The organism is Propionivibrio soli (assembly GCF_025770765.1).
In the GTDB taxonomy this organism is placed as follows: Bacteria; Pseudomonadota; Gammaproteobacteria; order Burkholderiales; family Rhodocyclaceae; genus Propionivibrio; species Propionivibrio soli.
Map to the genome: position 1 here is coordinate 52,742 of NZ_JANZKY010000021.1, position 25,447 is coordinate 78,188.

At 59.5% G+C, this 25,447-nt stretch carries 25 protein-coding genes; 7 read left to right on the top strand and 18 right to left on the bottom strand.

Annotated features, from left to right (window positions below; genetic code table 11):
* Position 1: 1 nt before the first annotated feature.
* Positions 2-1,474 carry an efflux transporter outer membrane subunit gene (locus tag NZ453_RS20575; protein WP_263772814.1) on the bottom strand — a complete coding sequence of 491 codons (1,473 nt, stop codon included), beginning with the start codon at positions 1,472-1,474 and terminating at the stop codon, positions 2-4.
* Between the two features lie 13 nt (positions 1,475-1,487).
* Positions 1,488-1,892, bottom strand: a complete 405-nt coding sequence (locus NZ453_RS20580; protein ID WP_263772815.1) for a MarR family winged helix-turn-helix transcriptional regulator — start codon at positions 1,890-1,892, stop codon at positions 1,488-1,490.
* A 487-nt stretch (positions 1,893-2,379) separates the two neighbouring features.
* Between NZ453_RS20580 and NZ453_RS20585 the strand changes: the two genes are divergently transcribed.
* Positions 2,380-2,601, top strand: a complete 222-nt coding sequence (locus NZ453_RS20585; protein ID WP_263772816.1) for a hypothetical protein — start codon at positions 2,380-2,382, stop codon at positions 2,599-2,601.
* Between the two features lie 41 nt (positions 2,602-2,642).
* Here the strand turns inward: NZ453_RS20585 and NZ453_RS20590 are convergent, their stop codons facing one another.
* The gene (locus tag NZ453_RS20590; protein WP_263772818.1) at positions 2,643-3,185 is read right to left on the bottom strand and encodes a flavin reductase family protein; all 543 of its coding nucleotides are present in this window, start codon (positions 3,183-3,185) and stop codon (positions 2,643-2,645) included.
* Positions 3,186-3,662: 477 nt separating this feature from the next.
* Here NZ453_RS20590 and NZ453_RS20595 point away from each other — a divergent pair, with 477 nt between their 5' ends.
* Entirely contained in the window at positions 3,663-3,875 is a 213-nt protein-coding gene (locus NZ453_RS20595; protein ID WP_263772819.1) for a DUF4287 domain-containing protein, read from the top strand.
* 9 nt (positions 3,876-3,884) lie between these two features.
* Positions 3,885-4,037: a VOC family protein gene (locus tag NZ453_RS20600; protein WP_263772820.1), complete on the top strand. Its 153-nt coding sequence runs from the start codon at positions 3,885-3,887 to the stop codon at positions 4,035-4,037.
* A 149-nt stretch (positions 4,038-4,186) separates the two neighbouring features.
* Here NZ453_RS20600 and NZ453_RS20605 read toward each other — a convergent pair whose 3' ends face one another.
* From NZ453_RS20605 to NZ453_RS20620, 4 genes are all read right to left on the bottom strand, one after another.
* Positions 4,187-6,676, bottom strand: a complete 2,490-nt coding sequence (locus NZ453_RS20605) for an N-6 DNA methylase (protein ID WP_263772821.1) — start codon at positions 6,674-6,676, stop codon at positions 4,187-4,189.
* A 4-nt stretch (positions 6,677-6,680) separates the two neighbouring features.
* Complete coding sequence (locus NZ453_RS20610) at positions 6,681-7,790, bottom strand: PDDEXK nuclease domain-containing protein (RefSeq protein WP_263772822.1); 1,110 nt, start codon at positions 7,788-7,790, stop codon at positions 6,681-6,683.
* Between the two features lie 7 nt (positions 7,791-7,797).
* The gene (locus NZ453_RS20615) at positions 7,798-10,362 is read right to left on the bottom strand and encodes a DEAD/DEAH box helicase family protein (RefSeq protein WP_263772823.1); all 2,565 of its coding nucleotides are present in this window, start codon (positions 10,360-10,362) and stop codon (positions 7,798-7,800) included.
* Positions 10,363-10,741: 379 nt separating this feature from the next.
* A complete protein-coding gene (locus NZ453_RS20620) occupies positions 10,742-11,638 on the bottom strand; it encodes a LysR family transcriptional regulator (RefSeq protein WP_263772824.1) in 897 nt (298 codons plus the stop codon).
* Positions 11,639-11,807: 169 nt separating this feature from the next.
* Here NZ453_RS20620 and NZ453_RS20625 point away from each other — a divergent pair, with 169 nt between their 5' ends.
* A complete protein-coding gene (locus tag NZ453_RS20625) occupies positions 11,808-13,079 on the top strand; it encodes an MFS transporter (protein WP_263772825.1) in 1,272 nt (423 codons plus the stop codon).
* Between the two features lie 89 nt (positions 13,080-13,168).
* Here NZ453_RS20625 and NZ453_RS20630 read toward each other — a convergent pair whose 3' ends face one another.
* From NZ453_RS20630 to NZ453_RS20640, 3 genes are all read right to left on the bottom strand, one after another.
* Complete coding sequence (locus NZ453_RS20630) at positions 13,169-14,050, bottom strand: alpha/beta fold hydrolase (RefSeq protein ID WP_263772826.1); 882 nt, start codon at positions 14,048-14,050, stop codon at positions 13,169-13,171.
* A 174-nt stretch (positions 14,051-14,224) separates the two neighbouring features.
* Positions 14,225-14,851: a class I SAM-dependent methyltransferase gene (locus tag NZ453_RS20635; protein WP_263772827.1), complete on the bottom strand. Its 627-nt coding sequence runs from the start codon at positions 14,849-14,851 to the stop codon at positions 14,225-14,227.
* 69 nt (positions 14,852-14,920) lie between these two features.
* Positions 14,921-15,445 (bottom strand): ATP-binding protein, encoded by a 525-nt coding sequence (locus NZ453_RS20640; RefSeq protein WP_263772828.1) that lies wholly within the window; start codon positions 15,443-15,445, stop codon positions 14,921-14,923.
* Positions 15,446-15,780: 335 nt separating this feature from the next.
* Between NZ453_RS20640 and NZ453_RS20645 the strand changes: the two genes are divergently transcribed.
* Positions 15,781-16,179: a VOC family protein gene (locus NZ453_RS20645; RefSeq protein WP_263772830.1), complete on the top strand. Its 399-nt coding sequence runs from the start codon at positions 15,781-15,783 to the stop codon at positions 16,177-16,179.
* Positions 16,180-16,285: 106 nt separating this feature from the next.
* Positions 16,286-16,633, top strand: coding sequence for a DUF2200 domain-containing protein (locus NZ453_RS20650; protein ID WP_263772831.1), 348 nt, complete (start codon positions 16,286-16,288; stop codon positions 16,631-16,633).
* A 101-nt stretch (positions 16,634-16,734) separates the two neighbouring features.
* Here NZ453_RS20650 and NZ453_RS20655 read toward each other — a convergent pair whose 3' ends face one another.
* The 8 genes from NZ453_RS20655 to NZ453_RS20690 form a co-directional block, all read right to left on the bottom strand.
* Positions 16,735-17,109, bottom strand: coding sequence for a hypothetical protein (locus tag NZ453_RS20655; RefSeq protein WP_263772832.1), 375 nt, complete (start codon positions 17,107-17,109; stop codon positions 16,735-16,737).
* Positions 17,110-17,111: 2 nt separating this feature from the next.
* The gene (locus NZ453_RS20660) at positions 17,112-17,675 is read right to left on the bottom strand and encodes a DedA family protein (protein WP_263772833.1); all 564 of its coding nucleotides are present in this window, start codon (positions 17,673-17,675) and stop codon (positions 17,112-17,114) included.
* A gap of 127 nt (positions 17,676-17,802) precedes the next feature.
* Positions 17,803-18,015 (bottom strand): hypothetical protein, encoded by a 213-nt coding sequence (locus tag NZ453_RS20665; protein WP_263772834.1) that lies wholly within the window; start codon positions 18,013-18,015, stop codon positions 17,803-17,805.
* A 71-nt stretch (positions 18,016-18,086) separates the two neighbouring features.
* Positions 18,087-18,650 (bottom strand): cytochrome b, encoded by a 564-nt coding sequence (locus NZ453_RS20670; RefSeq protein WP_263772836.1) that lies wholly within the window; start codon positions 18,648-18,650, stop codon positions 18,087-18,089.
* 53 nt (positions 18,651-18,703) lie between these two features.
* Positions 18,704-19,327 (bottom strand): outer membrane beta-barrel protein, encoded by a 624-nt coding sequence (locus NZ453_RS20675; protein WP_263772838.1) that lies wholly within the window; start codon positions 19,325-19,327, stop codon positions 18,704-18,706.
* Positions 19,328-19,678: 351 nt separating this feature from the next.
* Positions 19,679-21,052 (bottom strand): C4-dicarboxylate transporter DcuC, encoded by a 1,374-nt coding sequence (dcuC, locus tag NZ453_RS20680; protein ID WP_263772840.1) that lies wholly within the window; start codon positions 21,050-21,052, stop codon positions 19,679-19,681.
* A 53-nt stretch (positions 21,053-21,105) separates the two neighbouring features.
* Positions 21,106-22,197 carry a mandelate racemase/muconate lactonizing enzyme family protein gene (locus tag NZ453_RS20685; protein WP_263772841.1) on the bottom strand — a complete coding sequence of 364 codons (1,092 nt, stop codon included), beginning with the start codon at positions 22,195-22,197 and terminating at the stop codon, positions 21,106-21,108.
* Positions 22,198-22,260: 63 nt separating this feature from the next.
* Entirely contained in the window at positions 22,261-23,406 is a 1,146-nt protein-coding gene (locus NZ453_RS20690; protein WP_263772842.1) for a M29 family metallopeptidase, read from the bottom strand.
* Between the two features lie 219 nt (positions 23,407-23,625).
* Here NZ453_RS20690 and NZ453_RS20695 point away from each other — a divergent pair, with 219 nt between their 5' ends.
* A complete protein-coding gene (locus tag NZ453_RS20695) occupies positions 23,626-25,092 on the top strand; it encodes an aminoacyl-histidine dipeptidase (RefSeq protein ID WP_263772843.1) in 1,467 nt (488 codons plus the stop codon).
* The last annotated feature ends 355 nt before the right edge of the window (positions 25,093-25,447 follow it).

Below are 25,447 nucleotides of genomic sequence, written 5' to 3' on the forward strand. Positions count from 1 at the left end.
GTCAGTTTTCCTTTGTTGTTGCTTGAACGTCGGCGGATGCGGCGGATAAGGCGATCGGCGTATCCGCACGGTAGCCACCGCCCAGGGCGCGCACGAGATTGATCGAGGCGTCGATCCGGCGGTTCTGGATTTCCGCCAAACGATCTTCGGCCTGATGCAGCGCTTGCTGCAGGACCAGCACTTCCAGGTAGCCGCCGACGCCGTTGCGGTAACGCTGCGTGGAGAGTTCCCACGCTTGTTGCGCGCTGCTCAACGCGCGCTGTTGCGATGCCAATTGAGTCTGCAGCGAACGCAATTGACTCAGGTTCTCCGCCACCTCGTTGAAAGCGCCGATCAGGGTTTTGTTGTACTGCGCCACGGCGAGGTCGTAGTCCGCGTCGCGGCCGGCAAGGTTGGAACGCAAGCGGCCGCCGTCGAAGATCGGCAGTGAGATGGCCGGCGTCACCAGTCCGAAACGGCTCCGCGATTCGAGCAGGTCGGCACCCTTTAGCGCCATGACGCCGAACACGGCCGTCAGGTTGATGTTGGGGAAAAACTGCGCCTTGGCCGCGTCGATGTTGCGGCGGGTCGCTTCGACGCGCCAGCGTGCGGCGACGATGTCGGGACGCCGCCCGAGCAGTTCGGCAGGCAGGTTTTCCGGTACGCTGAGCTCGGCGGCGTTGAGCGCGCGCGGTCGCTCGATCGTCAGGCCGCGATCTGGTCCCTGACCAAGCAAGGCCGCGAGTTGCATGCGCACCGACTCGATCCGCTGCGCCGTCTGGGCCTTTTTCTGTTCGGCGCTGGCCTGTGTCGACTCCGCCTGGCGCAGCAGGGCGAGGCTGTCGATACCGGCGTCGACGCGCTGGCGGGTGAGGTCGAGCAGCTTCTGCGCCCGATCCAGGTCGGCAATCGCAACGTCGTGCGAGGCGAAGGCGTACGCGAGGTCGCTGTACGCCTGTGCGACGCGTGTGGAAAGCGTGAGCCTCGCCGCCTCGCCGTCGACTTCGGTCGCGCGTTGTTGGCCGAGCGCCGCTTCCCAGGCGGCCCGTTGCCCGCCCCAGAGGTCGAACACATACCCGGCCGTCAGGTTGATCTGCTTGGCCGACGTGTAACCAGCGAAGGGCTTCGGGAAATCGTCGGGGAAGGGTGTGCCGGGGAAGCTCGCCTTGGCGTCGAGCGTCGGATAGAGCGCCGCTTCGGCAGAACCAGCTTGCGCCGCCGCCAACCGCATGCGTGCGTCCGCGGCCGCCATATCCGGGTTCTCCTTGACCGCCTCGCGGATCAGCGTATCCAGCGACTCGTCACCTAGCCCTCGCCACCAATCGTTGGTCGGCCAGGGCGCCGGCTTCACGCCGGCCAGGCTTGCCGTGGCGGCGACCGTTTGTTCCGAGCGCAGTTGGCCAAACGGGGCCAATCCGCCCATGTCGGCACACCCGGCCAGGAAGATGACGCCAGATAGACACGCTAGTTTTAGGGTTATTAGTTGCCTAGGCATGTAATTCATTTCCTTACTTTTCCAGCGTTGCTCGAACACGTTGGAGCAGCGTCGTTAGCGTTGTTTTTTCCTCCTCCGACAGCTCGCTCAACGCATACTCGGTCAAGCGGTCGGAGATGGCGCGCAGGGGACGGGCCAGCGCACGGCCGGCATCGGTGAGCGAAATTTCCACGGAACGGCGGTCTTCGGGGCAAGGGTGCCGGTGGAGAAACCCCCGTTCCTGCATCTTATCGAGAAGCCGGGTGAGGGCGCCCGGGTCATGCTCTATGCGGCGTGCCAGCTCCGAGGCGCTGATTTGCGGTACGCCGGCCAGCGTCTTGAGCACGCGGTACTGCGTGAAATTGAGTCCGAGATCCTGCTCCGCCAAGGCTTGCTCCAAATGCTTGATCAGACCTTGGCGAACGAAATGCAGGAGCATGCCGAGACTGTCCGGCTCGCCACAAAACGAAGAAGCGGAGACTGGTTTGTTCGGAGCATGTACCACGGAAATTTCCTTTGCGAGACGGTATGGTGATGAATATACTTGCCCGGGCAAGTATTGTCAAGGCAAGGAAAATTAGGTCGTCAAAGAAGAAGGTGGAGGCGATCAGCACCGACGCTTCTTGATGCCCGACGCGCACGGGGCGAGGCGGGTGCTCCAGAGCGCTGCCTCTCAGCCAACGCGGCCGGCGTCGCGCGGCGATCTCTGTGTAGTTGTCACTCAAAGCTTATTTGGCGGCTTCTTCCGTCGCAGGCGAGTAACGCTTTAAGGATTCCCGAAGGAAATAGTCGTTTGGCATTTTTGTGCGCGACTATGATTTGTGCGTTTATTCCAACGGAGATAAATGATGAAGAGCGCTCCCGTAGTTTTGATGACTGCGCTTTGCCTTGCGTTAACGGGCTGCTTTGGAAGCATGCACGAACAAATGGAACACAACGGAATGGACGCGTCGTACAGCCAGGGGTACGAGGAGGGCGTCTCGAGCGGGAAGAACGCTGCCGGTGGTTTGGGCTACAGCTTGAAAAAGGATACGCGGCGATTCGCAAACGACGAGCAGTATCGCCAGGGCTGGACCGATGGCTATGACGCAGGAAAGACGCAACAGCGCGATTGGCAGAAGCGCATCCAGCCGGGCAACCACAAGTAAAAGACGGGCTCTGCCTCGCAGGTCGACTTTCTCACGCCATGCTAAAGGCCGGCTGGCAACTTGGAGGCCATCATCGTTCTCCGGTCCAGCTTCCTCCCATCGACAATGAACGTGCCGTCGCCGACGGCGTGAATGGTGCGTTTTTCTTTCCGGGTGGAATCGATGTAAGCGGCGACGCCGTCGAGCACGACAATGTTGTGCTTCCTGACGATGTCGATCACCTTGCACTCGATGTTGGCCAAGCACTCCTTGATCAAGGGGGCTTTGACCACCTTGCCCGGCACCGCGGTGAATTTGAATTTCGCGAACTTGTCCGTGTCGGCTCCCGAACAGGTTCCTATCCCGACGACTTTATCCAGCAGATCGACGGTCGGAATGGCAATGACGCATTCCTTGTGCTTGCGTAACGCAGCGAAGGAGTAGTTCCACGCACCTGTGGTGATCGCAAATACGGGACTGAAGTCGACGACCATCGACCAGGAAATCGTCATGATGTTGTTGCGTACTCCGTCACCGGTCGTCACCAGGATAACGGGGCCGGACTCCATCAGAGTAAAAGCCTTGCTGAGTTTCAATGGGCGCATAACAACACCTCCCATGGTTTAGGGATCGGGTAACGCACCCGCGTTGTCATCGCGGGGTCCGGGCTTGACCGAAACCGTCGGTCGTATGACTTGTATATTAGGTCAGCGGCATGCGAATGAAATGGATGGCAAGCCGACCGATCGACCCGAGCCCTCCGTTCGATGAGTAGGTGATGCGGTGGCGGGACACTATCAGAATAGAAAATTGCTCGGCCCGGTCCTTGGCAAACCGGACGTTTTTTTCTGACGTTCGGTCTCCGCCCAAATTCAGGTAGCTATACGCCAGCTACTGCTGGTTTAACTCTGAAGACGGTCGAAGCCTGAAATCTGTGTAGCAAAGATCTAAACCGTTGTCGAAAACGAACTCGCTTGTTCGTCGTGAGGGTGAAGCGGCCTTGCCGTTTCAGTAGCCTGGCGTAGCAGGTCGGCCGCATGCCGTGTTCTGTAACGCCTCATTCGTTGCGTTTTAGGAGATCAATGGTGGAATCGACTGAAAAGATGAAGGGACCAGCATCCTACTTTCCGTCAATAGAGAAGAAGTATGGCCAGCCCGTCGAGCATTGGTTCGAGATTCTGCGAGAGGCCGGGAAACGAAAGCACATGGAGCTGGTAAACCTGCTCAAGTCCGAGCACGGGCTGGGCCATGGACATGCCAATGCTCTGGTTGCGTACTACCTGGCAAAGCAGTAAGGAGAAATCATGACAGTCAAGCGAATGGACAACGTTGGCATCGTGGTGGAAGACCTGGGGGCCGCCATTGCGTTTTTCACCGAACTCGGCCTCGAAGGCCGAATGCCCATCGATGGCGAATGGGCGGGCCGAGTCACCGGAGTGCGCGGCCAGCGTGTCTAGATCGCCATGTCGCCAGCGCCGACTGTTGGCGTTGGCACGCAGAGTTGCGCAGAACCCGCCGACGGTAGTGCTGCAGTGACCTTACGTCCTACTCCTTCGTCAGGAAGAAGAGCGGCAGGAAGTCCGGGTTCGGCGGCTTCTTAACCAACTCAGGCGTCGGGGGCGTCAGGCGCTTCTTCTTCGCCCCAGACGCGGGCGAGCGTGGCCTGGATCTTCTTCTCGAAGCGCGCGATCAGCTCGCGGTTGGCGGCGACCAGTTTCTGCTCGGCTTCGATCTCGGCGACGATGGCTTGCTGAGTGGCAAGGTCATCCGGGATCGGAATGGGAATCCTGCTCAGCGCATCCTGGTTAAGTTTTGGCTGTGCTGCGCCGGTAACGAACTCCTCGATAGAAATTGAGTTTAGGTAGACCTCTACAAATTTCTGGGTTGCCGGTTGCGCGAACTTCAATACATGAGCGTGGTTGTTTACCCAGCATTTTCCTGAGACTGAAAACGCAATCGGCGTTGAGCGAGCGAGCAGGTTTGCGCCATCTTCTGAAATGAGGAGGATGTCTTCATCGAAGATGAAATCAGCGACGTAGTCGACGATTCCTGACGCTCCGTAGTAGGGAAACAGCCCTGCTTTGCGGTCACCTTTCGTGATTGGAACGCGACGTGAATCTAGGTTCTTTGCGAGGCCGCCGAGATTGCGTTTCGGCCACTCGGGGTGGATGTGAATTTGGGGGCGATAGTTGTCGAGGACGGCGCGGGCGCCGTTGATGACTTTCTGGTAGCCCTCGATCTTCGCCACGATCTCCATCTGCACCTCCAGCGGTGGCAGGGGGATTTCTATCTTCTCAAGATTGCCCTTGGTTATGTGAACTAGGCCAACTCCGCCGTGGAGGTTTTCTTCAACCTCGGTGACCGCTTTGTTGAGAGCGTGGAGCAAATACATCTTTGTCGCGCGGGACTCATCGAAGCCGACCTTGAATATGTGCTGATTGAGCACCGCCTTTTGGCCCTTCCAAATATGAGCGCCAAAGGACGTACCGCGTGAACCAGACCAAGAGAACAAGAGCTCACCGTTGTTGATGGTGTTCCTCTCGCTAACTTCGCCAGTGAAGTAATTGAACGAACTATCCGCGTTGTTCAGGTTTTGAATCCTGACTATCGGAACTCCTCCACTGCCTGCGTCCTCCCATTCCTCCGGCTTGAACGCACGACCGTTGAAGAGTTCGCAGATGTCGCCAATGGGTACCGTCGGATAGTTCGATGATCGGGAAATTCCATCCCGATACCGCTCCCCACTCAGGTTGTACTCGCCATTCGCGACAATCTTCTCCTTTGCCACGATCAGTCCGCAAGTCGGCTGGAGTTCATCGACCGGCTTACCGCTACGCAGCGCCTGAAGGTATTGGGCGAGTTCAGCCTTCACCTGCGGCAGGTCGTTCTTGTCGATGGCGCGGCGCTGGGCGCCGAGGCCGAAGCCGTCGTTTTCGACCTTGAAGAAGGCGATGGTGTTGCTGCGGCGGGCGACGGACTTGTCGAGGATGAGGATGGAGGTCTTGACACCGGAATAGGGGTTGAAGCAGCCGGCGGGCAGCGAGACGACGGCCACCAGCGAGGTCTTCACCAGCAGTTCACGCAGTTGCTTGTAGGCGGTCTGGCTCTGGAAGATGACGCCTTCGGGCACGATGATGGCGGCGCGGCCGGTGGGCGACAGATGCTCGGCCATATAATCGACGAAGAGCACTTCGCTGCGCTTGGCCTGGATGGAAAAGCGCTTGTGCGGTTTGATGCCGCCCTTTGGCGACATGAAAGGCGGATTGGCGAGAATGACGTCCGCCGTCTCGTTCCACTTCTCTTCGCTGGTCAGCGTGTCGTATTCGACGATGTGCGGGTCGGTGAAGCCGTGCAGGTACATGTTGACCAGCGACAGACGCACCATGTCGGGCGAGATGTCGTAGCCGTGGATGTTGGCGGCGAGGTGCTGGCGTTGGTCCGGCGTGAGTTGGTCCCCCACCCTCGCCCCTGGCCCCTCTCCCTGAGGGCGAGGGGAGGAATTCTGTTTGAGGATGTGTTTCCAGGCCGAGATCAGGAAGCCCGCCGTGCCGCAGGCCGGGTCGAGAATGCTCTCGTGCTTCTGTGGATTGATGACCTCGACCATGAAGTCGATGATGTGGCGCGGCGTGCGGAACTGGCCGGCGTCGCCCTGGCTGCCGAGCACCGAGAGCAGGTATTCGAATGCATCGCCCAGACGTTCGGAGTGGTCGTAGGTGAAGGTGTCGATTTCCTTGAGGAAGCTGCGCAATGTCTCCGGGTCGCGGTAGGGCAGATAGGCGTTCTTGAAGATGTCGCGGAAGAGGGGCGGGATGCCGGGGTTCTCGGTCATCTTGCCGATGGCTTCGGAATACAGGTTCAGCACATCGTGGCCGCCGAGGCTGGGGGCCATCAACTTGGCCCAGCCATACTTGGCGTATTCGCCGGCAAAGAAGCTGCGTTTGCCGCCGAGTTCTTCCGCTTCGGCGTCCATGTCGTCCATGAACTTGTAGATCAGGGCGATGGTGATCTGTTCAACCTGGGATTTCGGGTCGGGTACTTTGCCGACGAGGATGTCACGGCAGGCGTCGATGCGGCGTTTTGTTTCAGTGTCGAGCATGGGGTCAGGCGTCTTTCAGATGGTCTTCGAGGAAGCGTTGCAACACTTCCTTGCTCGGCAGTTCGAGTTGATAGCGGGAAACGAATAGCTGGTTGTCCATGCCGGCCATGGCGTAGTCGACAAGGGCATGGTCTTTTTCGGTGCACAACAGGATGCCGATGGGCGGGTTGTCGCCTTCGCTCATCATGTGGCGGGCGTACCAGGTGACGTAGGTGTTGAGCTGGCCGACGGCTTCGTGGCTGAAGGCTTGCAGCTTGAGCTCGACCAATACATGGCATTTGAGAATGCGGTGGTAAAAGACGAGATCGACGAAGCCGTGCGTTTCGCCGATCAGCAGGCGCTTTTGCCGTGCTTCGAAACAGAAGCCGTGGCCGAGTTCGAGCAGGAAATTCTGCAGGTGATCGAGCAACTGGTCTTCGAGTTGCGATTCGCCCATCACTTCCTGCGGCTTGAGTCCGAGGAATTCAAAGACGTAGGGATCGCGGATAGGGAAGGCCGGGGCGGGCGATACGGCGGATTGGGTTTGCGCCGCCAGCTTCTTCTTGTCGCGGGAAAGCGCGCTGCGTTCGTAGTAGAGGCTGGCGATCTGGCGCTTGAGTTCGCGCACCGACCAAACGCCGCGCGTGCATTCGGCTTCGTAGAACGCGCGCTTCTCGGCGTCGTCGATCTGGATCAGTTCGACGAAATGGGTGAAGGAGAGTTTCTCCAGCAGATCAGCGTTGTCCGATTCGGCAGTCACTGACTGCCGAATTCGTGACGGTGGAAGGGCCTGCTGCAATTCGGCAGTCAGCGACTGCCGAATTCCCGGATAGGTCCGATAGAACTGCCGGAACCGGCGCAAATCCCGTTCGGCAACCTGCGTCATGCCGTTTTGCGCCAAGGCTTCCGCCAACCGGGCCAGCAGCGCTTCGCCATACTGTGCGCGGTCGGCGCCGTATTGCTCGTATTCCTGGATGAAGCAACCCATCATCCAGTTGCGCAGGGTCAGTGAGACGTTGACCGCCTTGCCGGCCTGAATGGAAAAGTACCGGTGTGTCTGCGAAATGGCATCGACTAGGCGATCCATGGTCAGATCGGCGGTCTCTGGCACAAGCGGGGAAGTCCTTCTTTTCATTGCATCTCTACATGAACTGGTTAAGCGGAACGTAGTCCTTGACGTACTCCGGGATGCGGTCACGCCATTCCTTGGGCACGGCTTTGAAGTCGGCCATGTTGAAGGCGGGATTGACGTTGAGTTCGGTCAACTTGCCCTTCTCGATGATGTCGCGCAGGCGGCCATCGGTGGCATAGGCCTTGAAGAAGTATTTCATGGCGACGATGGCGGCGGCATGGCTGTTCAGGGCCTCTGGCGGCTGGTCGAGCAGGAATTTCTGGAACTCGTCTTCGAGCAGTTCATCCTTGCCCTTGAAGTAGGGAATCAGGCCGAAGATTTTTTCCAAAATCTCGCGCAGGGTGAGACGACGGTCCACGCCCGCCGCACGACGCAGCTTGTCCAGCGTGTAGAACTCGGTCGGCTTGTCGAGCAGGTGCGTCGTGACGTAGTCGATGGCCTGGTCCCATTGCGCGTTGTCCACCTGCTGCTGCAGGACCGGATCGGCCTTGACGGTGTTCTCGAAACCCTCGAAGAACATGCGGTCGATTTTCATGCCCTGCGGACCGACGGGTTCCTCGGCCATATGGGCGAGGGCATCGCCGCCGCCGTGAATGTATTCACCGTTCGGGCCGACTGTCGTGCCGCCGCTCGTACCTTCTCCAGTGCCTTCACCTACGCCGGGGCGCGGCAGTTTCAGCACCTCGTCGTAATCGAACTTCTCTTCGAAGTACTCACAGTTGGCGAAAAAGTCGAACAGCTTGTATTGCGTCTTCTCCTGCTTGCCCGAGTTCTCCAGCCACTCGGCCTTCAGCGACTTGTCGAGCAATTGTTCCAGGAAGTCGTGCTTGCGCGTGCCACGGCCCTTGATCTGCACGAAGTCCGACGGGGAGAAGATCGGGCGCATCAGGCCGAGGTTGAGGATGTCCGGGCAGTCGTAGCCGGTAGTCATCATGCCGACGGTGACGCAGACGCGCGCCTTGCTGGTCTTGTAGGTATCGATGAAGTTGGCCGAGCCGAGCAGATTGTTGTTGGTGAAGTTGATCGTGTACTGCTGCGCGTCCGGTATCAGGGAAGTGACCTGTACGGCGAAATCGGATTGGTACTTGCCGGGCCAAAGGGCATCCGCCAGTTCATTCAAAAGTTGGGTCAGCTTGGCGGCGTGGTTCTGGCTGACGGCGAAGACGATGGATTTGCCCAGTTCGCCACTGACGGGGTCGCGCAACGCATTCTTCAGGAGGGTGGCACAGAAGAGCCGATTGGTCGCCTCGGAAAAGAATCGCTTCTCGAAGTCTTTCTGGAAAAAGCTATCCTGCGCATCGCCCTCGGCCAGCGGTACGGTGACGGCGTAGCCCTGATCGGAGAGGAGTTGCGTCGTGATATCAGTGCGGGCATCGACCACCACCGGATTGATGAGGTAGCCATCGCGCACGCCATCGAGCAAGGAATAGCGGAACGTGGGCTGGCCGGATTCGCAACCGAAGGTGCGGTAGGTGTCGAGCAGCAGGCGTCGCTCGGCCTCGCGCGGGTCGCGGGTTGTAGGTTTACTGTTGTCAAACTTCTTGAGATAGTCGCGCGGCGTCGCGGTCAGGCCCAGCTTGTAGCCAACGAAATACTCGAATACGGCGCGGGCATTGCCGCCGATGGAGCGGTGCGCTTCGTCGGAAATCACCAGATCGAAGTCGGTCGGCGAAAACAGGCGCCGGTATTTGTCGTTGAATAGCAGCGACTGTACGGTGGTCACCACGATCTCGGCCTTGCGCCACTCGTCACGGTGTTCCTTGTAGATCACCGAGGTGTAATCGTTCTTGAGCTGGGCAATGAATGCATTTTTAGCCTGATCTTCGAGCTCGAGCCGATCGACCAGAAACAGCACGCGCCGGGCATTGCCGGTGCGCAGGAACAATTTGATGACCGCAGCGGCCGTCAGGGTCTTGCCAGTGCCGGTGGCCATTTCGAACAGAAAGCGGCTGTGGCCTTCGGCGACGGCATCCTGAATCGCCACGATGGCGCGTTTCTGGTAGTCGCGCAGGAAACGCAGGTGGTTCTTCTGAATAAAGGCGTTGCGCTCGGCAGGGGCGTTCCAGCCGGCCTCTGCGGCATAACCCGGCATCTGCGTCAGGGCGATGTAGTCCTTGCTGATTTGCTCGGCGATAAGTTTCTGCGGGTTGGGCTGGAAGCGGTGGTAGCCCTTGATCGAGTCCGGCGAAGGGAAGCGCGTGATGATGTGCGGGTTGCCATGTTCCAGATCCCAGAAGTAATGCAGATTGCCGTTGGAAAGGATGACGAAACGGCAGTTCTGCGATTTGGCGTACTTGCGTGCCTGCTCCTTGCCGACCAGCGGGTTCTTGTCTTCCGATTTGGCTTCGAGTACCAGCAGCGGGAAACTGTTTTCGTCGAGCAGCAGGAAGTCGATGAAGCCATTGCGGGCTTCTTCGAAATTGTCGCCGAGCGCATCGACGACGGCTTTGGTCAGCTTGACTTTGGGTTCGAGAACGATGTTGGCTTTGCCCGTGGCCTGATCGAAAAATCGCCAGCCGGACTCTTCGAGAAGCTTGTTGATCTTGATGCGGGCCTTGGCTTCTTTCGCGGCCATTTGTGCGCTCCCTGAATTGTTGCTCAGACGTTTTCTTGTCGAGTCGCAAGAGCCCGCAAGTGTACAGCAACGCCCGGTACGGTCCGAACTCTAAATGGATTTGCAGCACACTTATGGAAAGGCGGCGTATAGCCAAGCGTTAAGTGATGAAGGCCTTTCCGCAACGCGCCCACCACTTCCAGCGCTCTTTTTTTTCAAAGTGCGAGGCCTTACAGCATGTTGATTTCGCGTTGGGGAAAGAAACCAAACAAGATCGAGTCGTTGTACTCGGCGCGGATGTCCTGGTCAGAATTCACGTTGATACGCGTGGAAAACGGCACTTCTCAGCTAAACAACCGACAACCGACAGGCTGAAGCCGAGCCATGAGTCATCCGAGAATCAGGCCTCCAACACGCCGGGGCCTGCGGCCCGAATGATGTCGATGAAATAGCGCAACCTCGCCGGGTAAAAGCGCGCATAGGGATAAACGAGGTTGACCGGCAACGGCGCTGCTTGCCATTCCGGCGCGAGGTGGACGAGGCGCCCCGCACGCAAGTCGTCGGCAAGCACCCAGGCTGAACCGATGGCCGCGCCCAGACCCTGCAAGGCCGCGCTGCGTAGAGCGTAGAGGCTGTCGGTGCTCATGCGAGGAGCAATTGAAAAGCGCTGCAGCTTGCCGTTGCGTACGTTGCGGAGGATGACTTCGTTGCGGTAATAGGTGCGCAACGCGAGCCAAGGCAGGCCGGCCAGGTCGGCCGCGTGTTCGGGCGGGCCGTTCCCCTCCAGCACTGAGGGGGCGGCCACCGCAATACGAGGCACCTCCGTCAGCTTGATGGCGACAAGCGACGAGTCCGTGATCTCGCCAACCTGGATCGCACAATCGATTCCGGCGGCGATGAAGTCCTGAACCGAGCTGTCGTCGTGCAGCAGCCACTCGACGTGCATCCTCGGATAACGCTTCAGGTAGTCCGCCAAGGGCTTGACCAAGCGTTCCTGCCCGAAGGCGTGGGGAGCCACCACCCTCAAGATGCCTTCAGGCTCCTCGTCGACCCCGCGGAGTTCCGATTCAAAAGCGGCCCAGCTTGCCAACAGCTCCTTGGCCCGTTCGTAGCACCGTTCTCCGTCCGCCGTGAGGCGCATGGAGTGCGTCGAGCGATTGAGCAGCCGCAATCCCAGGGAATGCTCCAGGGCTTGCAGGCGGCGACTCACGGTAGGTTGTGTGGTGCCCAAGTTGGCGGCCGCCGCCGAGAGACTGCCGGCTTCCACGATGCGAACGAACGTTTGCATCAATTCCATTCGGTCGCCAATACCCGAGAATGAGGCCCTATTCGCCGAGCCGCTTGGTGGGTGAATTACGGACTTTGTCATGCGTTCAATGTATATCAATTCTTCGGGTGACGGTACTACCGCCTAGGGATGGCTAAGTTCAGACTCCATTCCGTCGCAACACACCGAGGAAAAGGAAATGGCATTCATTCAAAATTCGCATGGCCAAACCGGCGGCGCGCATGTGGGCACATCCCCCGGACAAGATCGTCCGCTGGCCCCATCGGCAGACCACGAACTCGCACGGAGCTTGGTGCTGCTCCTCGCCATGAGTGCGGGTTTATCGGTGGCCTCTCTCTACTACAGCCAGCCGATGCTCGGGGTTCTAGCGGCGGACATCGGCGTGAGCGATCTGAGTATTGGCTTCGTGCCCACGCTGACACAACTCGGATATGCCCTGGGCATTCTATTGCTCGCTCCATTGGGCGACCGTCATGACCGCCGCACCATCATTCTGATCAAGGTCGCGCTGCTGGTCTTGTCTCTGTTGGCGGCAGCGTTTGCGCCTTCGCTCGATATCTTGCTCGGGGCCAGTCTGGCGATCGGACTGACGGCCACCCTGGCTCAAGACATCGTGCCGGCTGCCGCTACCTTGGCCCATGAAACCCGCCGTGGACGAGTCGTTGGTACGGTGATGACGGGGCTGCTCCTCGGCATATTGCTCTCCCGTGTCGTGAGCGGCTTCGTAGCCGAACACTTTGGTTGGCGCACCATGTTCGTCATTGCCGCAGTCGGCGTGGCCGCCATCGGGATAGCCGTCTGGTACCGGCTGCCGCACTTTGCGCCGACGACACGCGTGACGTATCGGGCCCTGCTGAGTTCGCTCATCGATCTTCTGCGACGGCATGCCGCGCTGCGCCGGGCAGCGCTGGCGCAAGGTCTGCTGGCCGTCGGTTTCAGCGCCTTCTGGTCCACTCTGGCCGTGATGTTGCATGCCGAGCCTTTCCACATGGGCAGTGCCGTGGCGGGGGCTTTCGGTCTTGCGGGAGCGGTCGGCGCCCTGGCAGCCCCTCTTGCGGGCCACTTGGCCGACCGGCGGGGGCCAGAGATGGTGACGCGCCTGGGTACGGGCCTCACAGCGCTTTCCTTCGCCGTCCTATGCTTCGGGCCGTTCCTTTCTCCGGCGGCGCAGCTCTGGCTGCTCGGGATCGGCACCGTGGGGTTCGATCTCGGTGTGCAGGTCGCGTTGATTGCGCATCAGACGATCATCTATGGCATCGACCCCGGTGCTCGCAGCCGTCTCAACGCCGTGCTGTTTGTCGGCATGTTCGTCGGCATGGCAGCGGGCGCCACTTTGGGGAGCGCCATGCTGGCTCAATGGGGATGGGGTGCTGTAACGGGGATCGCCACGCTCTTTGCGCTCGCTGCCTTCGGGGTTCGCTTGTTCAAGAAGCCGCCGTGCAGTCACTGACTCGAAACAACTCGAGGTTGCGGCTTGGCTCCTCGCGTACACCGTCGATCGGGCTGTGTGCGTGGTCGGAATCGCTTGCGATCAGCGCTTCAAGATCGCCCGCGTTTCGGCACGATTCCGGATTCTTCGAAGAAGCTAAGCAACGCATTCCACACCTTGGCCGGCTGTTCCTCGGGCGCAAAGTGTCCGCAATCGTCAATGAGTTCGCCGCGAATGTTCCGAATCCCGGAATGACGGAATCCCGACAAATACTCAGCGATATGGCCCCCTTCGGCGCGGCCGCGGAGGTAGAGCACCGGCGTATCGATGGGTGCGCTGCTTTCAGCCTGGGCTTTGTTATGCGCCGCGTCTTCAGGAAAGGCGCGATACCAGCCGAATCCCGCACGCAAAGCCTCGGGTCTCGCGTAGGCGGAAGCATAGGTTGCGTGGGCTTGCGATGAAATGCGGTCTGGATGCTTCGTAAGCGCCTCGTAGAAGAAATCGAAGTACGGGCCTTCCTTGCCGTGCACAAGCAGCTCCGGAAGGTCGGGTACGGCGTGGAAGGCAAAGTGCCAGATCGATGGATTGCGGAGCACGTCTTCCCAGGGCGGGACTCCAGGAACCGCCACGTTCATGATCGCCAAAGCATCAAGCTTGTGCGCGTGTCGCATGAGATAGGCATAAGCGACTTGTCCGCCGATGTCGTGCCCGACAATCGCCAGCTTCCTGGGCGCCAACTTGGATATCACGCCGAACAGCATGTCGGCCATATCGTGCGTGGTCGCGGGCGGCGCGGAGACTAGCGAGCCGCCGATTCCTGGGAGGTCGACCGCGAGCGCATGCACGTGCTCGGTCGCCAGCTCCATGACTTGACTCCACGCCGACCAGTCTTCCGGCCAGCCGTGCAGAAAGAGCACCGCCGTGCCGTGTTCATCCTCCGTCTCGACGACATGCAGACTGCCGCCTTCAACAGGAATCTGCGAGTGTTTCAAATGCGATCTCTCGGTGTGTTGGGAGCACCTCGGCACTTCCAACGCCACCGCGGATGCGACGCAGGCTAGCGTACGCTTCCGCTCCAGCGAAGACTGCCCGAAAGCTGGAGGTTGGCGGCCCGAACGCGGTTGCAGGGTCCGTCCGGGACAAGGGGGCGCCGGATCAGGCATGGCTCATTCCGGCATGCCGAGATATTCGACGCAGGCGAGCGTTGCGGGGACCGACGCCACCCGGCTCAGAAACTCGCCGCTGCGAACCGTGAGGATTCGCCAGCCTTGATCAACGGTGAAGCGGTCTCTCAACTCCGCTTCGGTCACTTGACGAGGAACGTTCGGAACGGGAAACGTGACGGCAAACTCATGCAGATAGTACCGACCGCCTTGGCGGAATACTTTCGGGAGTTCATCCAGCAACGTCTCGCACTGCTCGGGATCGAACAGATGGAAGAAGCCCGAATCCACTACAGCCCCAAACGTCTTCCGCAGTAGCGAGGGGTGAAGGGCATCGGCGACATGGAAATCGAGGCGACTGGCTACCTCGGGAGGAAGTGCGGCCTTTTTTGCTTGCGCCTGGTTAACGGCTAACTCGACGAAGTCGACACCGATGGTTTCAACCCCGCTGGTCGCCAGATGAATGGCAAGATCGCCGGTACCGCAGCCCAGATCGAGAACCGGACCGTCGGGTGGATACTCCGCGAGCAGCGAGACCATGGCCGGCTGCGGGCCGGCCATGTCCCACGGTGCCTTTTCCCGGTAGACGGTCTCAAAGAAGGAAAGGGGGTCTGATCCAAACCGGCTCATGGGCGACGATGAGTTGAGAAACGAGATCGATGGACAGACAAGGGGCGAAAATCGTGCCCGGGTCGCCGTTCAGGAGTCCTGCAGTACGTAGGCCCCGGCAGTTCTTCCCGACCGGAACTCGTCGGCTACCTCTTCGACACTCTTTCCATGGGTTTGGATGACATGCTTTCGATAGGGAATCAGGAACTGCGAGAACTGCTCATGCATTCGGCCAACGACCTCCGGCTTCGCCGATGCCTGAGATGCGCGCTCTTGAGTACGGGCTAGAGCGACGTCTCGCGGAACGTGCAACAGCACGTATTCGATCGTCGGGGCCATCGACACAATCAGCGGCAACATCCACGGCCCAATCACGCCGTCCAAATAAACCGAATATCCGTGCGCCGAGTACTCGACGGCGGCGGCCACGTAGGCGCGAACTACGGTCACATTCTGGCCATGTGCTGCGGGAAGCGATGGATCGACTCTGTGGGCCAAGAAACGAAAGAAGATATCCGACTCGATATGGACACCGTTCGGATCGCTCGATGCGAGAAAACGGGCGAGGGAGGTCTTGCCCGCCCCGGGCGTACCGCTAATGAGGGTGAGTAGCACGGCGTTGAACTCCTTTCAGAAGTGGATGCTTGTCCGCGGCGATAGTAGGCGCGCCGCTTGCTCGTACCTCGCCGAGGGAGTCTAGAGGCAATCCTCCACGAGTGCGCCTCCGGGGGGCGGGAGCACAACTTCGCTAAGGCCGATGAGGGCTGACAAAATGCCTGTCCGGTCGTGGTGGACTACTTCGCAGGTCCCGCCGCAAACAGCGCCAGAAGGAGCTTACAGAGACAATCCATTGCCGGGAACTTAGTGTGCTCGCTTGTTCTCTCTCGGTCAGCCCTCGGCTCCTCTGACGCTCCATTTTTCTCGGCAGCTAATTTTCCATGAGGTGCTTTATGACGACAGCGAAACCTTTCTTCATGTTTCAGAACGGTAAGGCGCAGGCCGCGCTGGACCTCTATCTGGCGACGTTCCCGGATTCCGGCGTGGTTCGTATCGAGCGCTATGCGCACGGTGAGCCAGGTCTGGCGGGCACGATCAAGGTGGCGGTATTCAAACTTTGCGGCCGTGAATTCATGTGCTCAGACAGCCCGATCAGGCACAACTTTACCTTTACGCCCGCGAACTCGACGTTTGTCGAGTTCGATTCGGTTAGCGAGCTGGACCGCATCTTTGGCTTGCTGGCGGAAGGCGGTGGCATCCTCATGGCGCTCGACAACTACGGATTCAGTCCACGGTTCGGTTGGGTCAATGACCGGTTTGGCGTGTCGTGGCAGCTCAACCTTGCTGCGTAGGCGAGCGTATGCAAGTGTCGCCGTGACGGCCCGGTTTACCAACTAATGGGCAGTCGAGCTGGCTTCGGTCTTAAGCGGTGTCCACTCTCTCCCAGGAGCTCGACGCATGCCCAAGCCTCGAATCTTCACCACCGAGTTCTCGAAGATATATGCGCTATATCTTCAAAAGGCGGAACGGAAAAATCGCACGAAAGGTGAAGTTGATCAGATCATCCGCTGGCTGACGGGCTATGACCAAGCGGGCCTGGGTAGGCAGATCGAGCAACGAAACACGTTCGAGACTTTTCTTGCTCAAGCCCCGGCGATTCATCCCAATGCTTCGCTTATCAAAGGCGTTGTGTGCGGTATCCGCGTTGAAGAGATCGAGGATCCGTTGATGAAACAAATCCGATATCTGGACAAGCTCATCGACGAACTCGCGCAAGGAAAAACGATGGAGAAGATTCTGCGCTAGCCGCTTTGGCTTCCGCTGCCCGATGTTTGGGATGCGACGCTTCCGATCGCGCTCCGTGAACGTTACGGCAGGGTGCGGATTCATCGCCGCGTTCGATGCGGCTAGCTCGTCGGCTTTTCATGGACGTCATGGTCGAACCGGCTTTCTGCCCGATTCAAGTGCCTGATCAAAACATGCGAAACGAGATTGATGCCGATGCCTGCGAAAACAGCGGGCAAGATATACAGCGTCATCGACAGTTCTGTTACGAAGAAGCGATCGTCTAAGGTCGATAGGGATACCTTGGCTTTCTCCGTGAGCATCTGCAGCAGCACGAGATCAATCCCCGAAAGAGCGATCAGTACGAGCGCCAGGAAAAGTACCGTCCAGTGGGAAATGGTTTTCTTGAACAACAGAAGAGCGTAGATCCCGCAAGGCAGCAGTAGCGAAGTAAAAACCAGGATCAGGAATTCCAGTTCATAGAATGCTGTAGTCATTTTTAGTTTTTCCGCGATCGCTTCGCACGCGTCATCCGGAACAGCCAAAAGCCGCCGCCGAGAACGAGCAGTCCCCCGAACAGCAACTCCTCAACTTCCCGCACGTTGGAGAGCAGCACCGCCATGGTCGCCCCAAAAAGATAGCCAGCTAAGGTGACGAGCATCACCCATACAACAGCCCCGATCAAGTTGAGCAGAGCAAATCGACGTAGAGGCAACTCACTCATGCCCAAAAGCACGGGGCCGGCGATACGCATCCCGTACGTGAACCTGAGCAGCAGAATGACGGGAGTGTGATATCGGTCGAGCAAGGCATTCACTCGCGGCAATGTCCGGCCAAGCGATGGGAAGCGGCTTAGCAATTGGGTTCCTTTCCATCGCCCGATCAGAAAGGCGCCTTGATCCCCCAGTGTGGCCCCAAAGAGAGCCAACAAGAAGACCAGGCGCCAATCCATAAGCCCCTGGTGACAGGCAAAACCGGCGGCCAGCAAGATCGTCTCGCCTTCAAGCAACGTTCCGAGCAGTACCGCCAGGTAACCGTACGTCGTGATGAACTCGGCGATCATATGTAGTTTTGATATGCCGTCGACAGGGCGACAAGTTGCGACGGTCTGTCGAGTTGCCTCGTCTCCGAGTTATAGGTCTACCTGATCGTCCTTGAGTCGAGAGGTACGTTCGCCAAATTTGGCTGATCTATACGAGTACCACATCCGCGGAAGAAACAACGACCCGGAAACGCGCTCCGTAGCAGATGAGCTTATTGATTTTCCGATTGACCTGAACGACCAGGAAAGAGTTCTCAAGCGCGACTCCCTGCCGGCTTGCCCGTTGCTTGATCTCTTCGAAAACTCGTTGGTTGAGGCGAACGATTCGGCCCAAGTACTGATTCAGGCTTTGAGTCATCATGTCCTCTTCGTCTGAAACAACTCTTCACCATACGTGCAGAGAATCCCTTTGTCGGGATCCTGCAATTCCAGTCAAGATCTTGAATGTGAGGATATCCACGCCGGTAGCATAGTCAGAAGCACGCGATCCTTCAACATGACATGGTGGTATATGGCCGCCAATGCGTGCAAGCCGGCTACCCAGAGAATGGCATCGCCCAGCACGGTATGAATCTTTGCGAGCACCGCTCCGGCATCATGCGACGCCGGCAACAGAGGCGCCAGCGTCACGTTGCCGAGAAACGTCAGAGGGTGGCCTTCAAGCCACGCTCCAATTACCGCGGTAAGAGGAACTGCGAAAAGGAGCAGGTACAAAACGCCTTGGACAGATTTGGCGGCGATCCGCATCCACCGCGGCATTTCCTCAGGCTCGGGGGCTCGGTCAACGACGCGCCACAGTAGCCGTATCACTGTAAGCGCGAACACGCACATGCCGAGCGTCTCATGCAATTGCCGCTGGAAATCCTTCGCGGCTGAATAGACGCGCTGCTCGGAACCCCCGAGGCCATAGGTAAAAGCGGCGACGACCAGAATGGCGGTCGCCCAGTGAATGGCCTGAGTGACTGCACCGTAGCGGTGTTTTGATCGATCCTCCATTTTCAAGCCTCCCGTGGTGAAAACCCGCGGGTCCGGGATCTGGCGTTGATCGTTCAGAAATTGTAGGCCACGCCTATGGACGCCATGTTGACGTCCATTTTCCCGGTCTTTCCAGATTTTCCAAGTCCGCTGACATGGTCGAAGTCCGCCCGCAGATCGACGTTCTGTGTGAGCTTGTAGTTTGCACCTATTCCTACCAGCGGGCGAACGACATTGCTCGACTGGCTATCGCTGGCAAGGCTGGCAGGACCGCTCGCGGAGAGGCTGGATTTGGTGTGAGCGAAAACCGCCCCCGCCTTGCCGAACACCGAGAACCTGTCGGTCACCGGAAGTGAGGCCAAGGCCGCCACGTCGATTCCGCCAGCTTTCAAGTCACCGCGGGCGGAACCTCCGGCGTAATTCGCCTTGTAATCGGCTTTCCCAAAGTCGATGTAGCCCGCTTCTACCGCCAGATACTCATTGAATCGATATCCGCCCTGCAAGCGCCACTGATTGCCGGAACCGCTCTCGCTGCTGGAAAGCCCGGTCGCTCCGCGGTCGGTAAGTTCGCCATTGAAATAGTTCTTGGAAAGCGAATTGCTCGAGTGAGTCACTTGGCCGACGCCATAAAACCCATCGGCGAAGGCCGCGGAGGTCAGCAAAGCCAGGCCGCAAGGAATGAGGAAGCGAGTTTTCATCGGGGTATCTCCTAGGAACGTATGGCACGAAAGGACGTAAGCCCTGGATCACGGAACACTACGCGTCGCATTCAGCCCAGGTGTTTCAAGGGGCGGGCTCAGGGGGTTGTTGGATAGTGCGATCCGTTCCTTAACCGTGACTTAAACCCCGGCTATCTGACGAAGAAGTGGCGACTGGACTCTAGGGCGGAACGATATCGGTCGGAGCTTGAGTCAACACCAGATGTCAACGACTTAAGAGATCACGCAAAGCGATGGCACAGACCTATACCTGCACAAAGAAAAAGGCCGGAAGTCTCATCGAGACTCCCGGCCTTTGCAGGGATCGACGATCCCCGGTCCGCTAGATGTTCAGTAGAAGAAAACGAAGTTCGCGACGACAAGCGTGATTAGCGCGCCGGCCATCGGAATCCAGGTTCGCTTGACGACGTCGAATGGCGATACGCCGCCCATGCCCGACGAAACGACGATGACCGCGGTGATTGGCGACATCGCGCGCGCGGCGCTCGCTGCCAAGTGCATGGGCAACAGCATGACGACCGGTGCGACCGACATCTTGGCCGCGACCGTCGGCGTCAGCGCGGCGAATGCGAAGAAGGGCGCGTTACCCGAACCCATCAGGATCGAACAGACGGCAATGATCGTGATCATGACGAGGATCATCGCGGCGGCGCCGAACCCGGAAGTCTGCGCCGACGAAATCACCGAGTCGATCGTTCCAATCGCGACGAGACCTTTGGCGAAGGTTTCGCCGGCGACGATCAGCGTGATGACGTTGGCCATCTGCATGCCGAGTCCGTCGAAGAACGACTGTATGTCGGCAAGAACCTTCATGCCATCACGCAGGCGGACGTATTCGAAGATCATGCCGATCGCCATGCCGATGAACATCGCCTTGATGATGTCCATCTTGATCCACGAGATCCACAGGTCGCTGAAGATCAGGATCAGCGCGAGCGGCAGGACCGGCAGGATGGCGTAGATCATCGGCGGCAGCGGCTCGACTTTGCCGTCCTTGTTGACCGGTGCAACGAGTTCGGAAACCTGGACGACGTGACCGTCGCGCTTGTCCATCCATTTCTGCGTGAAGAAGTGCAGAACGGCGACGACCGGAATGACGACCGAAGCGATCGGAATCTGGTACTTGACCCAGTAGATCACTGGGTCAACGCCGGCCGTGGTGGCAGCGAGGATCGTACCGGTGTCGCTCGGGCTCCAGTCGAGGCAGAGCGTCGTCGCAATCACCGCGACCGCCGACAGACGGCTGACGCCGAGGCTGATCAGGATCGGGAAGACCGTCACCATCAAGAGCATGGCGAGGCCCGATGCGCTGTTGATGGCCAGACCGAGGAACATGCCAAGAACCCAGGCGCCGGCCATGACGATGTACGGCGAGCGCAGCGCGAGAAGCGGGCGGATCGTCAGTTTGACGAGCGCCTTGCTCGCGCCGATGTGGTCCATGTAGCGGGCAAAACCGCCGACCGCCATGATGTTAAGACCGAGACCGGCGGCACGCGAACTGAAGGTCTTCTTGATGAACTCAAAAGCGTCGAAAAGCGCGAGTCCGGTGCTTTCCTTCGCCGGTAAAATGACGCCGAGGCCGAGATACACGGCGACCAGCATCAGGACCAGTCCGGCCATGAAGAGCACCGGCTGTGGTTTGAACTTTTTGACGATCAGAAAGCCCGCCCAAAAAGTCACGATCAGTGAAATGACGATACCCACGATTTCCCCCTACCTGTTAATTAGCTTTTTAAAAAAACAAACCGTTGAGCCGGCTAATGCACCGGCTCCCAACCAACTACATCGCTGATGCCGAGGCCTGGCGCCTCGGGAATGAGAATTTCCTTGCCGCTGACGCTGACTCCGCCGACGACGGGGTCCGCCGCGAGCAGCACCGCCGCGTCGAGGTCGGTCCGGCTCACAATTCGCTTGCCGGCGGCAATGCTCGCCGCTGCCGTGATGCCGACCTTGCTTTCGAGCATGCATCCCATCATGCAGCCGACGTCCATCGTCTCGGCGAAGTGGGCGATCTTGATTGCGTTGTGCAATCCGCCGGCCTTCATCAGCTTGATGTTGATCAGGTCGCAGGCGCGCAACGAGAGCAGCTCAAACACTTCGAAGGCGCCGAAAGCCGACTCGTCGGCCATGATCTCGGTCTCGACGCGATCGGTCACATACTTTAGTCCGGCAACGTCGTGCGCCTTGACCGGCTGCTCGATCAGCTCGATGTCGAGTCCGTCGGCTTCGAAGCCGCGGATTATACGGACGGCTTCCTTCGCATTCCAGCCCTGATTGGCATCGAGCCGGATTTTCACGTCCTTGCCGACGGCGCTGCGTATCGCGTGAACACGCTGCCGGTCGAGCATCGGGTCGTTGCCGACCTTGAGCTTGAGCGCGGTATAGCCTTCAGCGATTGCTTCGAGCGCGTCGCGGACCATCTCTTCCGGCGCATTGAGGCTGATTGTCAGATCGGTCTCGAGCCGAGTGCGAAAACCGCCGAAGAACTTGTAGAGCGGCAGGCCGAAACGCTTGCCGAACAGGTCGTGCACGGCGATGTCCAGCGCTGCCTTCGCCGAACTGTTGTGCAGCATCGCGCGATCGAGCGTCGTCATGATCCCTTCGAGATTCTCGACGTCCATGCCGACGATCCTGGGTGCCAGCGTTTCGCGAATCGCAGCGACGATCGAAGCCTGGCTGTCGCCGGTGATGACCGCCGTCGGTGGTGCGTTGCCAAAACCGATTTCTCCACTGTCGGCGACGACCTTGACGATGATGTCTTCGGCCGAATTCACTTCACGCAGCGCGGTCTTGAACGGTTTTTTGAGCGGGATGCTGACCTTGCCGATCAATACTTCGCGGATTTTCATAGCCGCCACCCGGCGTGCGGCCGCATCGCTTCAGTGCGCTTCATGTTGCCTCCCCTTTTTTTATTAGCTGAAGTCGACGACGTACTGGCCGTCGCGCATCAGCGGTAGCGCCTGCCCCTCGCCCATGATGAGATCGACGCGTTTGACGATCACGTCGGGCTGAGTCTCTGGAACATAGACGCGGTCGATATGGATCACGGCGTCCGGCGTCGAAAAATGCTCGGGTCCGACCTGGCCGCCAAAGTGCTCGCTGCGGCCGAAGGCGATGTGCAAGCCGAGTTTCTCGTCGAGCAGAACTTTGCCGATCGGCTTAACGCCGAAGGCCGCGAGAACACCGAGGCCCAACTCGGCGATGTTCCCGTAGGCGGGTTCGCGTACCAGGTGCTCGGCTTCGGCGCGCGCAACTGGGCCTTCGCTGATGACTTCGACTGCCTTGTTGTTTTCGATGCGGTAAAGAACGATTTCGTCGCCAAACTGCACCGGCAGGACGCCGGCGCTACGGCTCGCTTCGCTCTCTCCTTCGAAAGGAACGATATACGCCTCGCCCGAAGGCAGGTTGCCGGCGCCGGGCTTGTGCAGCAGGCCGCCCGAGGCATGCGCGGAACGGAAGCGCAGGTCGAGATGGAGTCTCGCTTCGCCGCCCGGATACGCGAAAACGAAGTCGGCGCCGGTCGCCTCATCGAGCTTCTTCTTGAGATAGACGACGCGGCGGTTGACCTCGGTGTAGTCGAGGCGAACCGACGGGATCATCGCTTCGCCAAAGCCGCGCATCGTCGCTGCACGGATCGGCGTCGTCTTGGCAACGACTTTGAGCGGCGCGGTCGCCGAGAAATGCGTCGGCGCGAGCAGGATCGGATGATCGGCAAACAGTTCGGCAAACGAGATCGATTGCGCCGGGTCAAGTTCGTCGACGCTTTTCGGCAACGGTCCCGCGCGGTGAATCCAGCAGCGCTCGGGCAAATCGCCATTGTTCGTGTGTGCGTTTCGATAAAGGACGAGCACCGGTTTCAAGCCAAGTTGTGCCTCGTTCGCGGTGAGTTCATCGACCCACAGCGCCGCCATCTCCCGCCGCTCGGCCCATTCGGCCTCATCGGGAATGCGTTCATCGGGCAAATCGACGAGAACCGCCAATCCCTTTTCGTTATCGCGGGGCGCAAACACGCGATGCACCAGGGCGGTCAATTCTTCGCCGCTCAGTCGTTCAGTCATGGAAAAATCTGCCAAAGAGTAAATCCTGGCAGTTTCCACGATCTGGGCCGGGGCAGTCAATCGACACTCCCTCATGATTTCCTTTGCTAACGGAAGCCATTTGTTCAGTCGGGATTCCCGCGCGCCAGCTCCTCGTCAGGCCGTGACAATTGGCACTAAACTAACGCTCTTGTCGGCGGCGTCGGCGCCGCCCCCTCTACCATTTTTCCCGTGAATCCTATGTCCTCGATAACGCTAGATCCCGTCGTTGCCACGCTCGAACCCACGATTGTCTGGGCCCACTTTGCCGCGCTCTGCGCGATTCCCCGCCCGTCGAAAGGCGAAGCGCGCGTGCGCGATTACCTTCAATCGTGGGCCAAGGCACGCGGCCTCGAGACAATGGTCGATCCGATAGGCAACCTGATCGTGCGCAAGCCGGCGAGTCCGGGCCGCGAGTCGGTCGCGGGCGTCGTCCTGCAATCGCATCTCGACATGGTGTGCCAGAAAAACGCCGATACCGAGCACGACTTCACTCGCGACGCGATCGTCCCGGTGTTACGCGACGGCTGGCTGGTCGCGCCGGGAACAACGCTTGGTGCCGACAACGGCGTCGGTGTCGCGCTGATTCTCGCCGTTCTCGAAGATAAGAGTCTCGAGCACGGCCCGATCGAGGCGCTGTTCACCGTCGACGAAGAAGCCGGCATGGGCGGTGCGCGCGGACTCGGTGCCGACAGCTTGCGATCGCGGCTGATGCTCAACCTCGATAGCGAGGAATGGGGCGAGTTTTACCTCGGCTGCGCTGGCGGAATCGATGTGAACGTGCACCGCCCGGGCAAGCCCGAGGCCGCGAACGAAGGCAGCGTCTTTATCCGCATCGACGTGCGCGGCCTACGCGGCGGGCACTCAGGCCTCAACATTCACGAAGGCCGTGGCAACGCGGTCAAGCTGCTCGTTCGCGTCCTGCGCCAGCTAGAGGCGCGCGGCGAATGCCGCCTGGCGACGTTGCAAGGCGGTACCGCGCGCAACGCGTTGCCGCGCGAAGCGTCGGCAACGCTCGCCATTCCCGCAGACTCGATGGAGTCGATGGGTGCGGCGCTCACCGAGCTGCAGGCGACACTGCGCCGTGAGCTCGCCGGGATCGACGAGGAAGTCAGCGTCACGTTGACGCCATGCGAAGCCAGCGCGGTGATGGCCAAGGCCGAGCAGTCGATCTGGCTCGCCGCCTTGCACGCCGGGCCTTACGGCGTGCGGCGGATGAGTGTACAGGTCCCCGGCGTCGTGGAAACCTCGAACAACCTTGGTATCGTCGCGCTCTCGCCCGAAGAAGGGCGCTGCAACTTCATGGTGCGCTCGCTCGTCGATAGCGCCGGGATCGAGCTCGCCGACGAGATCGTCAGCCTGTTTGCGCTGACGCAAACGCGCGCCGAACAGTCGGGCTACTACCCGGGCTGGCGGCCCAACCCGGCTTCGCCGCTGCTCGCCGTTTGTCAGGCGGCCTACCGCAACGCCTTCGGCGCCGACTCGAAGACGCAGGTGATCCACGCCGGACTCGAGTGCGGAATCATCGGCGGCAAGTATCCCGACCTCGACATGGTCTCTTTCGGCCCGACGATCCACGGCGCGCATGCGCCCGGCGAGACGGTCGAAGTCGCTTCGGTCGAGCGCTGCTGGCGCCTGCTTAAAGCAATCCTCGCCGACATTTCCTGAGCGCACGCCCAGGCAAGAGAAAGCCGACGACGTTCTCGTCGTCGGCGATCACCGGAGCGGCGAGCGCCAGGGAGGGGCATGGAGCCAAACAGACATGGCACCTAAACCGGACGGGGCGCGAACCTTGGGAAAGTCAGTGTGGGGATGGACTGGGGTTGTCGCATGTTGCCACCCGACGCTGAAGGCAAGGTCCGCCGTGGCCGAACACCTGTCTCATGCCATGGGTAACTATTAACCCGGCAACAAATTACCAAACAGCTCAGGCGGCATAGCGAATTTTTTCGTGTTTGAAGTACGACCGAATCCGTTCAGGCTGTTTTTGCAGGCTTCGCAGATGCCCGAGCAGTTTGGTTTG

Bases quoted from the DNA above. Each gene is read 5' to 3' on its own strand.
- NZ453_RS20575 (WP_263772814.1), bottom strand. From the start codon at position 1,474: ATGCCTAGGCAACTAATAACCCTAAAACTAGCGTGTCTATCTGGCGTC.
- NZ453_RS20580 (WP_263772815.1), bottom strand. From the start codon at position 1,892: ATGCTCCTGCATTTCGTTCGCCAAGGTCTGATCAAGCATTTGGAGCAA.
- NZ453_RS20585 (WP_263772816.1), top strand. From the start codon at position 2,380: ATGGAACACAACGGAATGGACGCGTCGTACAGCCAGGGGTACGAGGAG.
- NZ453_RS20590 (WP_263772818.1), bottom strand. From the start codon at position 3,185: ATGCGCCCATTGAAACTCAGCAAGGCTTTTACTCTGATGGAGTCCGGC.
- NZ453_RS20595 (WP_263772819.1), top strand. From the start codon at position 3,663: ATGGTGGAATCGACTGAAAAGATGAAGGGACCAGCATCCTACTTTCCG.
- NZ453_RS20600 (WP_263772820.1), top strand. From the start codon at position 3,885: ATGACAGTCAAGCGAATGGACAACGTTGGCATCGTGGTGGAAGACCTG.
- NZ453_RS20605 (WP_263772821.1), bottom strand. From the start codon at position 6,676: ATGCTCGACACTGAAACAAAACGCCGCATCGACGCCTGCCGTGACATC.
- NZ453_RS20610 (WP_263772822.1), bottom strand. From the start codon at position 7,790: ATGAAAAGAAGGACTTCCCCGCTTGTGCCAGAGACCGCCGATCTGACC.
- NZ453_RS20615 (WP_263772823.1), bottom strand. From the start codon at position 10,362: ATGGCCGCGAAAGAAGCCAAGGCCCGCATCAAGATCAACAAGCTTCTC.
- NZ453_RS20620 (WP_263772824.1), bottom strand. From the start codon at position 11,638: ATGGAATTGATGCAAACGTTCGTTCGCATCGTGGAAGCCGGCAGTCTC.
- NZ453_RS20625 (WP_263772825.1), top strand. From the start codon at position 11,808: ATGGCATTCATTCAAAATTCGCATGGCCAAACCGGCGGCGCGCATGTG.
- NZ453_RS20635 (WP_263772827.1), bottom strand. From the start codon at position 14,851: ATGAGCCGGTTTGGATCAGACCCCCTTTCCTTCTTTGAGACCGTCTAC.
- NZ453_RS20645 (WP_263772830.1), top strand. From the start codon at position 15,781: ATGACGACAGCGAAACCTTTCTTCATGTTTCAGAACGGTAAGGCGCAG.
- NZ453_RS20650 (WP_263772831.1), top strand. From the start codon at position 16,286: ATGCCCAAGCCTCGAATCTTCACCACCGAGTTCTCGAAGATATATGCG.
- NZ453_RS20655 (WP_263772832.1), bottom strand. From the start codon at position 17,109: ATGACTACAGCATTCTATGAACTGGAATTCCTGATCCTGGTTTTTACT.
- NZ453_RS20660 (WP_263772833.1), bottom strand. From the start codon at position 17,675: ATGATCGCCGAGTTCATCACGACGTACGGTTACCTGGCGGTACTGCTC.
- NZ453_RS20665 (WP_263772834.1), bottom strand. From the start codon at position 18,015: ATGATGACTCAAAGCCTGAATCAGTACTTGGGCCGAATCGTTCGCCTC.
- NZ453_RS20670 (WP_263772836.1), bottom strand. From the start codon at position 18,650: ATGGAGGATCGATCAAAACACCGCTACGGTGCAGTCACTCAGGCCATT.
- NZ453_RS20675 (WP_263772838.1), bottom strand. From the start codon at position 19,327: ATGAAAACTCGCTTCCTCATTCCTTGCGGCCTGGCTTTGCTGACCTCC.
- NZ453_RS20685 (WP_263772841.1), bottom strand. From the start codon at position 22,197: ATGAAAATCCGCGAAGTATTGATCGGCAAGGTCAGCATCCCGCTCAAA.
- NZ453_RS20690 (WP_263772842.1), bottom strand. From the start codon at position 23,406: ATGACTGAACGACTGAGCGGCGAAGAATTGACCGCCCTGGTGCATCGC.
- NZ453_RS20695 (WP_263772843.1), top strand. From the start codon at position 23,626: ATGTCCTCGATAACGCTAGATCCCGTCGTTGCCACGCTCGAACCCACG.